The sequence below is a fragment of the Microbacterium paulum genome (genome assembly GCF_015707995.1).
Lineage (GTDB): Bacteria > Actinomycetota > Actinomycetes > Actinomycetales > Microbacteriaceae > Microbacterium > Microbacterium paulum.
In genome coordinates this window covers 41,597-52,487 of sequence record NZ_JAAGRY010000016.1, presented here as the reverse complement: position 1 = coordinate 52,487, position 10,891 = coordinate 41,597, and the positions used below count along the sequence as shown (strand labels likewise).

The 10,891-nt window shown below is 71.8% G+C and carries 8 protein-coding genes; 4 read left to right on the top strand and 4 right to left on the bottom strand.

Translation table 11 applies throughout. From position 1 onward, the window contains the following. Positions 1–50: 50 nt before the first annotated feature. Complete coding sequence (locus G3N18_RS05795; RefSeq protein WP_196383362.1) at positions 51–656, bottom strand: heme-binding beta-barrel domain-containing protein; 606 nt, start codon at positions 654–656, stop codon at positions 51–53. A gap of 142 nt (positions 657–798) precedes the next feature. Further along, positions 799–1,089 carry a hypothetical protein gene (locus tag G3N18_RS05790; protein ID WP_196383361.1) on the bottom strand — a complete coding sequence of 97 codons (291 nt, stop codon included), beginning with the start codon at positions 1,087–1,089 and terminating at the stop codon, positions 799–801. A 135-nt stretch (positions 1,090–1,224) separates the two neighbouring features. On the opposite strand from G3N18_RS05790, the gene G3N18_RS05785 reads away from it, so the two are divergent. From G3N18_RS05785 to G3N18_RS05770, 4 genes are all read left to right on the top strand, one after another. Further along, complete coding sequence (locus tag G3N18_RS05785) at positions 1,225–1,923, top strand: winged helix-turn-helix transcriptional regulator (RefSeq protein WP_196383360.1); 699 nt, start codon at positions 1,225–1,227, stop codon at positions 1,921–1,923. A gap of 63 nt (positions 1,924–1,986) precedes the next feature. Then, the gene (locus tag G3N18_RS05780; protein WP_196383359.1) at positions 1,987–4,161 is read left to right on the top strand and encodes an RNA degradosome polyphosphate kinase; all 2,175 of its coding nucleotides are present in this window, start codon (positions 1,987–1,989) and stop codon (positions 4,159–4,161) included. Further along, entirely contained in the window at positions 4,158–5,096 is a 939-nt protein-coding gene (locus G3N18_RS05775; protein ID WP_196383358.1) for an NUDIX hydrolase, read from the top strand. Before G3N18_RS05780 ends, G3N18_RS05775 begins: the two co-directional genes overlap by 4 nt. A gap of 6 nt (positions 5,097–5,102) precedes the next feature. Then, positions 5,103–5,672, top strand: a complete 570-nt coding sequence (locus tag G3N18_RS05770) for a 4'-phosphopantetheinyl transferase family protein (RefSeq protein WP_196383356.1) — start codon at positions 5,103–5,105, stop codon at positions 5,670–5,672. On the opposite strand, the gene G3N18_RS05765 is transcribed toward G3N18_RS05770, so the two are convergent. Together G3N18_RS05765 and G3N18_RS05760 are read right to left on the bottom strand one after the other, a co-directional pair. Continuing rightward, positions 5,630–6,937, bottom strand: coding sequence for a M1 family aminopeptidase (locus tag G3N18_RS05765; RefSeq protein ID WP_196383355.1), 1,308 nt, complete (start codon positions 6,935–6,937; stop codon positions 5,630–5,632). The two genes, G3N18_RS05770 and G3N18_RS05765, sit on opposite strands and share 43 nt — an antisense overlap. Continuing rightward, positions 6,934–10,890, bottom strand: a complete 3,957-nt coding sequence (locus G3N18_RS05760; RefSeq protein ID WP_196383354.1) for a Pls/PosA family non-ribosomal peptide synthetase — start codon at positions 10,888–10,890, stop codon at positions 6,934–6,936. Before G3N18_RS05760 ends, G3N18_RS05765 begins: the two co-directional genes overlap by 4 nt. Position 10,891: the final 1 nt, after the last annotated feature.

Genomic DNA, 10,891 nt, shown 5'->3' with positions numbered 1-10,891 from the left:
CGCGAAGGGCGCCGCGGCGAGCGCCGCGGGCGTGGTCGGCTCCGTCACGCTCACTCGGCCCGAGCGAGGCGTGCCGAGGCGTGCGCCGCAAGCGGGCTGCCGAGGGCGGCGATGTCCCACGCCCACAGCAGGTGACCGTCGACGTAGCCGTACATGCGCGACGCGGAGGCATAGGGCTTCGCGCCCGCGGGGCGCACGATCGCGTCGGTCGCCAGGTCGATGCGCGGGCCGCGCACCTGGCCGAGGTACAGCTCGCAGATGCCGTCGGAGTGCACGATCGCGACCTCGAGGTCGAACCCGCCCTCGTCGGTGCGCAGCGCCTCGACATCGTCGGCGGTGCGCGGCTTCTCGCGAACGATCGCGGCGGGTAGGAGCGCGGGGCCCGCGTCTTCTGCGCCGGCGGGGCGCGCGAGGCGCCAATAGCCGGTCTCGGCGACGAGCGGTGTGCGCGCGTCGTCTTCGCCGATCAGCCACGCGCTCGCGGCATAATTGACGTAGTCGCCGCCGTCATGGCTGAAGCTCACGCGGTGCGCGAACTCGCCGTCGAACCGGGTGCCGTCCGCCTCGTAGTCGATGACGCCGGTGCCTTCCCAGACGCCCAGCAGCCACGACAGCGGAACGATGTCCGCCGGCAGATCGGTCGGAAGATCGAACACGGCGCTCAGCGCTGGCCGCGGTAGAGGTTCTTGATCACGACGCCCGAGACGAAGACGATCGCGAGCGACGCGAGCGCGAGAAGGCCCACGAAGAAGAGTTCGAGTGCGACGAGGTCCATGACCTCACTCTACCCGCACCCGGTCAGGCCGAGAACATGCTGGCAAGTCCGAGTCCCAGTCCGATCAGGCCCATCACGACCATGGCGCCGAGGGCGCTCGCCGCGACGCGGCGGAGGAATCCTTCGGCGTGCCCGAAGGCGAGCTGCACGACGAACGCCAGCACGATGCAGCCCGCAAGACCCACCGGCATCCACGCGGCACGCCAGTCGCTCGGCGCGGCGAAACCGATCACGATCGTGATCACCGCGGCCGCCACCCACACCGCGACGATACCGCCGAAGCCGCCGCGCGGCGCCAGACCCGGGATGCTCATGCCTCCATCATGGCCGATCCCGGCCGCCGCGTGGCATCCGGCTGCGACGCGACGTCTGGCGCCGTGCCGTCGAGCGGCGGCGCGGCGAGGTCTTAGGATGTAGCCACGGTCGGCTCGACGGCCGGAAGGGACCGCATGGCTCAGCTTCTCGTCTTGAGTTCCGCCGCAGGCGGAGGGCCCGTCCTGCCCGCGCTCGAACTCCTCAGCCACCGGGTTCGGCAGATTCCGGCCGAACCGGCGCAGCTGGTGGGCGCCCCGAGCGCCGACGTCATCTTCGTCGACGCGCGCACCGACCTCGTGGGTGCGAAGTCGCTGTGCAAGATCCTCAACACGACGGGTCTCGATGCCCCCCTGGTGCTCGTGGTCACCGAGGGCGGGCTCACGGCGGTCTCGACCGACTGGGGCGTCGACGACGTGATCCTGCTCGGCGCGGGCCCCGCCGAGGTCGACGCGCGCATCCGGCTCGCGATGGGTCGGCAGAGCGCCGACCAGGTGTCGAGCCGCATTCAGACCTCGGGCATCTCGATCGACGAGTCGTCGTACTCGGCGAAGGTGCACGGCAAGCCGCTCGACCTGACCTACAAAGAGTTCCAGCTGCTGCACTTCTTCGCGACGCACCCCTCGCGGGTGTTCACGCGCGAGCAACTGCTGAGCGAAGTGTGGGGCTACGACTACTTCGGCGGCACACGCACGGTCGACGTGCACGTGCGACGTCTGCGCGCCAAACTCGGCGACCTCGAGCAGCTCATCGGCACCGTGCGCAACGTCGGCTACCGCTTCAACGTGTACGAAGACGACCAGGTGCCCGCGCCGCGGGAGCGCACCGGCGCGTGAGGCGGAGCCCCCGGCATCCGCGCGGTTAACGCACTGGTCACCTCTGACTGCAATGATGAAGACATGATCGACACCGACGTGCTGGACACCGGTCTGGGCGACGCCGACGACGACGATTTCGACGAGACGGTCGAGATCGACGACTCGCAGCTGCCCGACCACCGTTACATGGACCGCGAGCTGAGCTGGCTCGCGTTCAATCAGCGGGTGCTCGAGCTCGCCGAAGATCCCGCGCTGCCGGTGCTCGAACGGGCGAACTTCCTCGCGATCTTCGCCTCGAACCTCGACGAGTTCTTCATGGTGCGCGTCGCGGGCCTGAAGCGGCGCATCATGACCGGGCTCGCCGTTCCGACGAACGTCGGCCGCGCGCCGCAGGACGTGCTGGCCGACATCTCCGAGAGCGCGCATGCGCTGCAGCTGCGCCACGCGCGGGTGTGGCTCGACCTCGTGCACCCGGCGCTCTCGGGCTCGGGCATCGAGGTCGTGACGTGGGCCGAGCTCTCCGACGACGAGCGCGCGTCGCTGTACGAGTACTTCCAGGCGCAGGTGTTCCCCGTGCTCATGCCGCTCGCGGTCGACCCGGCGCACCCGTTCCCCTACATCTCGGGCCTGTCGCTGAACCTCGCGATCCGCATCCGCAACGCCAAGACCGGGCGCCAGGAGTTCGCGCGCCTCAAGGTGCCGCCGATGCTCCCCCGCTTCGTCGAGCTGCCGGGGTCGGTGGCGGCGAGCCGCGCCCGCTACCTGCCGCTCGAGCAGCTCATCGCCCACCACCTGGGCGACCTGTTCCCGGGCATGGAAATCCTCGAGCACCACGCGTTCCGCCTCACGCGCAACGAAGACGTCGTGATCGAAGAAGACGAGACCGAGAATCTCATCCAGGCGCTCGAAGCAGAGCTGCTGCGCCGACGGTTCGGCCCGCCGATCCGCCTCGAGGTCACCGAGGAGATGGACGACGTCACGCTCGACCTGCTGATCGACGAACTCGAGGTCACCGCCCAGGAGGTCTACCGCCTCCCCGGGCCGCTCGACCTGCGCGGCCTGTTCGACCTCGCGAAGATCGACCGCCCCGAGCTGCACTACCCGGCCCACGTGCCGGTGACGGCGACGGCGTTCCAGCCCGCCGAGCAGAACGGCCGCGCCGACCTGTTCGCCGCGATCCGCAAGGGCGACGTGCTCGTGCACCACCCCTACGAGTCGTTCACGACGAGCGTCGTGGCCTTCCTCGAGCAGGCCGCGCGCGACCCGCACGTGCTCGCCATCAAGCAGACCCTGTACCGCACTTCGGGCGACAGCCCCATCGTGCAGGCACTCATCGACGCGGCCGAGCGGGGCAAGCAGGTGCTCGCGCTCGTCGAGGTCAAGGCCCGCTTCGACGAGGCCGCGAACATCGTGTGGGCGCGCAAGCTCGAAAAGGCCGGCGTGCACGTGGTCTACGGGCTCGTGGGCCTGAAGACGCACTGCAAGCTGCTGCACGTCATCCGCGAAGAAGACGGGATGCTGCGCAGCTACAGCCACATCGGCACGGGCAACTACAACCCCAAGACCAGCCGCCTCTACGAAGACTTCGGCCTCTTCACCGCCGACGAGCAGGTCGGCCGCGACCTCACGCGCCTGTTCAACGAGCTGAGCGGCTACGCGATCGAGAAGAAGTTCAAGCGCCTGCTCGTCGCGCCGCTGCACCTGCGCAAGGGGCTGCTGCGCCTCATCGACAAGGAGCGCCGCAACGCGCTCGAGGGAAAGCCCGCGCACATCCGCATCAAGGTGAACTCGATGGTCGACGAGCAGATCATCGACGCGCTCTACCGCGCCAGCCAGGCGGGCGTGCGCGTGGATGTCTGGGTGCGCGGCATCTGCTCGCTCAAGCTCGGGCTCGAGGGCGTCAGCGAGAACATCACGGTGCGCTCGATCCTCGGCCGCTACCTCGAGCACTCGCGCATCTTCGCCTTCCACAACGACGGCGACCCGCAGGTCTACATGGGCAGCGCCGACATGATGCACCGGAACCTCGACCGCCGCGTCGAGGCGCTCGTCCGGGTCGTCGCCCCGGCACAGGTCAAAGAACTCGTCGACTTCTTCGACCTCGCCCTCAGCGACGGCACGAGCTCGTGGCGGCTCGACGCATCCGGCGACTGGGTGCGCCACGCGGTCGATGCCGACGGCAAGCCGCTGGTCGACCTGCAGGAACGCACCATGACGAACGTGCAGCGCCGCCGGCGCGGGCGCGCGGTGCGATGACCGACACCGCCGTTTACGCCGCGGGCGGCGTGGTGTGGCGGGTGGTTGCGGGAAAGCTCCGCATCCTCGTCATCCATCGCACGGCCTACGCCGATGTCACCCTGCCCAAGGGCAAGGTCGATCCCGGCGAAGCGCTCGCCGAGACCGCCGTGCGCGAGATCTTCGAAGAGACCGGCATCCGTGTCGCCCTCGGCATTCCGGTGGGCGTCTCGCGCTACCGCATGCCGCGCGGGCGGCAGAAGATCGTGCACTATTGGTCCGCGGAGGCCACCGAAGACGCGATCCGCGCGTCGGCGTTCGTGCCGAACAAAGAGATCGCGGCGATCGAGTGGGTTTCGCCCCGCAAGGCGCTCGGCTACCTCTCGTACCCGGTCGACGTCGAGATCGTGGAGCAGTTCCTGCGCTACGTCGACGACGGCGTACTCGAGACGTTCCCGATCGTCGTGCTGCGCCACGCGAAGGCGCTCCCCCGCGAAGAGTGGGACGGCGCCGACGCCCTGCGTCCCCTCACCGCGCGGGGGGCGAAGCAGGCCGCCGCAGCCGTCGGGCCGCTGCGCGCCTTCGGCATCCGCCGCATCGTCTCGAGCGACGCCGTGCGGTGCGTGGCGACCGTGACGCCGCTCGCCGCGGCCCTCGGCCGCAAGATCCACCGCACGCCGCTCATCGGGCAGGATGCCTGGGAAGACGGCACCTCCGATCTGCGGTCGGTCGTGGGCCGGCGCGTGCGCGCGCGCAAGCCGGCCGTGCTCTGCAGCCACGGGCCGGTGCTCCCCGGCATCCTCACCGAACTCGCGCTTGCGACCGGAACGTTGCGCGGCTCGTACCTCGGCAGCGCGTCGGCGCTCGAGCCGGGTGCGTTCTCGGTCGTGCACCTGTCCGCGACGAACCCCGGGTCGGGCATCGTCGCGATCGAGACGCACGAACCCAAGGGCTGAGGCGCGGTGCCCGGCGAGGCATCCGCGGTGCGTCTCGCGTGGGCGTCGGTGCCGGACCCGGGCGAGGAACGGCGGGCGACGGCCCGGCGACTCGTGCGCGAGCTGCTCGCGCGGGAGGGATGGCCGGGCGCGCGCCTCGACGCGCGGTGTCCGCGGTGCGGCGCCGCCGATCACGGGCCGCTGCGCGTGAACGGCGCGCCGTGGCGGGCATCGGTCAGCTACGCCGGGCCGATCGCGGTGGCCGCCGTGCACCCCGACACGGTGGTCTCGTTCGCCATCGACGCCGAGCTTCTCGACGATCCCGTGCGCACGGCCGCCGGCGGGGTGCCGGGTGGCCTGCTGCGGTGGGTGCGGGTCGAGGCGGCGTTGAAGGCCGACGGCCGCGGTCTGCGCGTCGCCCACGAGGGCGTGCACATCGCCGAGCACCCGGGCGGATGGACGGCGCATATCCCGGGCGCGCCCGACGTCATCGGCGGGTGGGAAGCCGGAGGGGTTCCCGGGGTGCTCGTCGCGGTCGCTGTGCGCGCGGGCGGTCAGGCTGACGCGGCGCGCGGAGCGGGAAGCGGCGGCAGCTGAGGGCGGTCGAGCCACGCGCCGAACAGCTCGTCGAGGTCGCGCCCCGCGACGCGCGACGCCAGCGCGCAGAAGTCGTCTCCGGTCGCGAGCGCGTGCCGATAGGTCTCGCTCCAGGTGTGCAGCACGCGCGCGAACGCGTCGTCGCCGATCTCGCAGCGCAGGGCGTAGAGAGTGAGCGCCCCGCGCTTGTAGACGCGGTCGTCGAACATCAGATCGGGACCGGGGTCTGACAGCACGAGGTCTTGCGGGAGCGCCCGCAGGCGGGCGTGGTGCTTCGCGGCTTTCGCCGGCACCGAGAGCGCGCCGGATGCCTCCGACCAGAGCCACTCCGCATAGCAGGCGAAGCCCTCGTTCAGCCAGATGTCGCGCCAGCGGCCGATCCCGACGCTGTTGCCGAACCACTGGTGAGCCAGTTCGTGGGCGATCAGGCGCCGCTCCCCCGGGGCGAGATGGTTCGCGCCGAAGACGGCCATGCCCTGCGCCTCCAGCGGGATCTCGAGCACGTCGGGGGTGACCACGAGGGCGCAGTCCTCTTGCGGGTAGGCCCCGAAGGCGCCTTCGAACACGGCGAGCATGCGGGGCACGTCGGCCAGGGCGCGCGCCGCGTCGGCGCGCATCTCGGGCACGGTGAACACGCGCACCCGATCATCGCCCGCAAGCTCGACCCGCGCGTACCGGCCCACGTGCAGCGCGGCGAGGTAGGTCGCCACGGGCACCGACGACTCCGCCGTCACCGTCACGCGTCCGCCCGCGGCGGTCTGCCCCGTGGGACGCCCCGTCGGCACGGCGAGGTAGCCCGCGTCGGTGGTGACCGAGAGCCGCATCGGCGCGCGGTTGTCGGGGCGGTCGTTGCACGGGAACCAGGTCGGAGCCCCGGTGGGCTGCGAGGCGACGAGCGCCCCGTCTTCGAGCTCTTCCCACCCGATCGCGCCCCACCGCGAGCGCCGCGGGGCAGGCGCCCCGGCATAGACGATCTCGATCGAGAACCGCTCCCCCGGCTGCAGGCGCCGCGGCAGGCTCACGCGCAGCTTGCGCGGCCCCTGATCGAAGCGGGTGCGCCGATCCCCGTCGACGCGCACGCGGGTCGCGCGCAGGCCGATGAGGTCGACGCTCACCGCCGAGATCGTCGTCAGCGCGACGGCGTTCAGCGTCGCCCGCCCTCCCAGGCGATTGGTGCGCACCCAGTAGTCGAGCGCCAGCTCGTAGAGTTCGACGTCGAAGCTGTCGTCACCGCTCTCGGGCGCGTAGGGTTCGTGCGCGTTCACGTCGTCGACTGGTAGGCACGGGCTTTCACCGCGCGCCAGGGTCCGATGGGGTTGCCGCTCCAGCGCGACCCGACGGGCACGGTCTCGCCCCGCATGACGAGTGAGGCGGGGCCCACGGTCGCGTGCGCCCCGATCGTGGCGGCCGGGAGGATCACGCTGTGGGGTCCGAGGGTCGCCCCGATCCCGAGTTCGACGGTATCCATGCTCATGATTCGATCATGGAACAGGTGCGTCTGCACGACGCACCCCCGGTTGACCGTCGATGCGTCGCCGAGCGTGACGAGGTCGGGCTCGGGCAGCCAATAGCTGTCGCACCAGACGCCGCGCCCGATGCGCGCGCCGAGCGAGCGCAGCCAGACGGCGAGCGCCGGAGTGCCGGTGGCGGCACGCGCGAACCACGGCGCGGCGACCATCTCGGTGAAGGTGTCGGACACTTCGGTGCGCCACACGAAGCTCGACCACAGCGGGTGCTCGCCCGCGCGGATCGGGCCCACGATCAGCCATTTCGCGGCCGTCGAGATGCCGGCCGCCACGGCACCGGCGATCAGCAGCACGACGCCCGACAGCAGCACCGCCCAGCCGAGCCCGATCGCCTCGATGAGGCCCGCGAGCACGAACAGCACGGCGAGTCCGATACCGCACGTGACGACGACCGGCACGAATCGGCAGAGCTCCCACAGGGCACGCGCGAGCTTCAGCCGGGCGGGCGGCTGGTACGTGCGCGATTGGTCGCCCTCGGCCGAAAGACGGCGCAGCCGCACCGCCGGCGAACCGAGCCACGACGATCCCGGTTTGGCCTTGGCGGGGGCCGACGAGAGCACCGCAACTAGGCCGTCGCGCGGCACCCGGTGCCCGGGCGCCGCCATCCCCGAGTTGCCGAGGAAGGCGCGCTTGCCGATCCGCACGCTACCGAGCCGCAGCCAGCCCCGGCGCAGTTCGTACGAGGCGACCATCGTGTCGTCGGCGAGGAACGCCCCGTCTTCGATGCGCGTCAGCGACGGGATCAGCAGCACGGTGGATGCCTCGACGTCGCGCCCGACCCGGGCGCCCAGCAGGCGCAGCCACACGGGAGTGAAGAGGCTCGAGTAGAGCGGGAAGAGGATCGTGCGGGACGAGTCGAGCAGGCGCTCCGTGGTCCACGCCTGCCAGCCGATGCGGCTTCGCACGGGAACGGTGCCCTCGGTGAGTCCGATCGACAGCAGGCGCACCGACACGAGCACCAGGATCGCGAAGGTCGCGCCCGCCGCGATCACCGCGGGGACGAGCCAGAGCGCCGCTCCCGCGAACGCGTCGACGAGGGTCGTGCGGCCCACCATGCCGCGGGCGATGACGAGGCCCCCGACGGCGAAGGCGACGAGCGGCAACAGGGCGAGCGCGAGCCCCGAGGCCGCATACGCCCAGAGCCACCGGTGCGGCGCCGGAGCGCGGCCCTCGGGCCAGTGCGTCGTGGAGGTTCCGCCGACACGCTCGGCGGGCGATCCCGCCCACGTCTGGTCGGCGCGCACGCGGCCGAACACGGCCGACCCGGGCGCGATCTCAGCGCGGCGGCCGATGCGGGTGCCGGGCGCGAGCGTGCTGCGCGCGCCGACCGTCGCCTCGGCGCCGATCCGGATGCCCCCGATGCGCACGACGTCGCCGTCGATCCAGTAGCCCGATAGGTCGACCTCGGGTTCGATCGCCGCGCCGTTGCCGATGTCGAGCATGCCGGTGATCGGCGGCAGGGCGTGCAGGTCGACACCGCGGCCGATGCGCGCCCCGAGCGCGCGCGCGTAGTAGCTGATCCACGGCGCACCGGCGAGGCCCACCGCATCGACCTGGTCGGCGATCTGCTCGGCGAGCCACAATCGCATGTGCACCGCACCGCCGCGCGGGTAGTCCCCGGGCTCCACGCCTCGCAGCAGCAGCCGTGCGGCGAGCGCCGCGATCGCCATCCGTCCGAACGGCGTCGCGAAGATCAGCAGACCACCCACGATCACCGGCCAGGGCGCGGCCGGCAGGATTTCGAAGCCCGGAACGAGCCGGCAGATCGCCGACGCGGTGAGCAGATACAGCATCCAGCGGATGCCCGTGAGCACGAACAGCGGCACGCCGAGCACGGACTGCAGCCACTGCGCGCCGCGGGGCGTCGGCAGCGGGCGGTGGAAGTCTGTGGATGCCTCTTCGTGCAGCGCCGAGCCGAGCGCTTTCGCCATGGCACCCAGGCGCGGCACGTCGTAGATGTCGGCGACGGAGAAGTCGGGCACGCGCGCCCGGATGCGCGAGACCAGCTGGGCGGCGGCCAGCGAGCCACCGCCGAGGTCGAAGAAGTCGGCCTTGCGGTCGGTGACGACCATGCCGAGCACGGCCTGCCACTGCTGCGCCAGCCACTGCTCGCCGACGGTGAGGTCGGAGGCGACCGGTTCGACGTTCGGCAAGGGCCAGGGCAGCGCGGCGCGATCGACTTTGCCCGAGGTGCGCACCGGCAGATCGTCGACGACGGCGAGGAGGGGCACCATCGGCGACGGCAGCCGCTCGACGAGCGCCGCGCGTGCGGCGACCCGGTCGAAACCCTCGTCGGCCGCGAGGTAGCCCACGAGCACCGGCACGCCGGCTTCGGTGCGGCGGACCGCCGCGGCGGCCCCGGTCACCCCCGGCAGATCGAGAAGCGCCGCTTCGACCTCGCCGAGTTCGACGCGGCGCCCGCCGACCTTCACCTGGTCGTCGGCGCGGCCCTGGAAGATCAGCCCCTCCGTGTCGAAACGCACGAGGTCGCCGGAGCGATAGGCGCGATCCCAGCCGAGCGCATCGGAGGGGGCGTATTTCTCGGCATCCTTCTGCGGATCGAGGTAGCGCGCGAGCCCGACGCCGCCGATGACGAGTTCGCCCACCTCTCCGTCGGCGACCGGCTGCCGGTCGGCGCCGACGACGGCCAGAGACCACCCGTCGAGCGGCAGACCGATCCGCACGGGCCCCTCGGCGCCGAGCAGTGCGGCGCAGGCGACCACGGTCGCCTCGGTCGGCCCGTAGGTGTTCCACACTTCGCGACCCTCGGCCGCCAGGCGCGCCGCGAGCTCGGGCGGGCACGCCTCGCCGCCGAAGATCAGCAGTCGCACGTTCTCGATCGAGTCGGCCGGCCACATCGCGGCGAGCGTCGGCACGGTCGAGACGACCGTGATGCCCTGCCGCAGCAGCCACGGGGCCAGGTCTTCACCCGACCGCACGAGCGCACGCGGCGCGGGCACGAGGCACGCCCCGTGCCGCCACGCGAGCCACATCTCCTCGCACGACGCGTCGAAGGCGACCGACAGACCCGCCAGCACCCGGTCATCGGGGCCCAGCGGGGCATCCTGCAGGAAAAGGCGCGCCTCGGCATCGACGAAGGCCGCAGCCGAGCGGTGGCTCACCGCGACACCCTTGGGAACGCCCGTCGAGCCCGACGTGAAGATGATCCAGGCGTCGTCTTCGGGGCGGGGCGGGGCCACCGCCATGATCGCGTGCGTCGACGGGTGCGGCGCGTCGCCGTCGAACAGGCGACCGCCCGCCTCCGCGCCGGATTCCGGTGCGCCCGGTTCGGAGTCGACCGGCTCGTACTCGCCGTTCCCGCCGATCACGCCGCGCACCTTCGCCTCGCCGAACACGAGCCGCGCGCGGTCGTCGGGATCATCGGCGTCGACCGGCACGTAGGCGGCACCGGCGGCGAGGATGCCGAGGATCGCGATGTACAGCTCTTTCGACCCCGAGGCCATGCGCACCCCGACGCGGTCGCCGCGCGAGACGCCTCGCTCGTTCAGACGCGCCGCCGTCTGCAGCACGCGCGCCATCAGCTCGCGATAGCTGAGCGCGCCCGAACCGTCGTCGATCGACGAGGCCTCGGGGTGGCGCGCGGTGGTCTCGCGCAGAACGTCGAGGAGAGTGCGGGCGGCGGGCGCGTGCGCCGATCGGTCGAGGATGCCCCGGGGGCTGGATTCCGACACG

Excerpts from the sequence above, each read along its gene's own strand:
- G3N18_RS05790 (WP_196383361.1), bottom strand. The coding sequence starts at position 1,089 with ATGAGCATCCCGGGTCTGGCGCCGCGCGGCGGCTTCGGCGGTATCGTC.
- G3N18_RS05785 (WP_196383360.1), top strand. The coding sequence starts at position 1,225 with ATGGCTCAGCTTCTCGTCTTGAGTTCCGCCGCAGGCGGAGGGCCCGTC.
- G3N18_RS05780 (WP_196383359.1), top strand. The coding sequence starts at position 1,987 with ATGATCGACACCGACGTGCTGGACACCGGTCTGGGCGACGCCGACGAC.
- G3N18_RS05775 (WP_196383358.1), top strand. The coding sequence starts at position 4,158 with ATGACCGACACCGCCGTTTACGCCGCGGGCGGCGTGGTGTGGCGGGTG.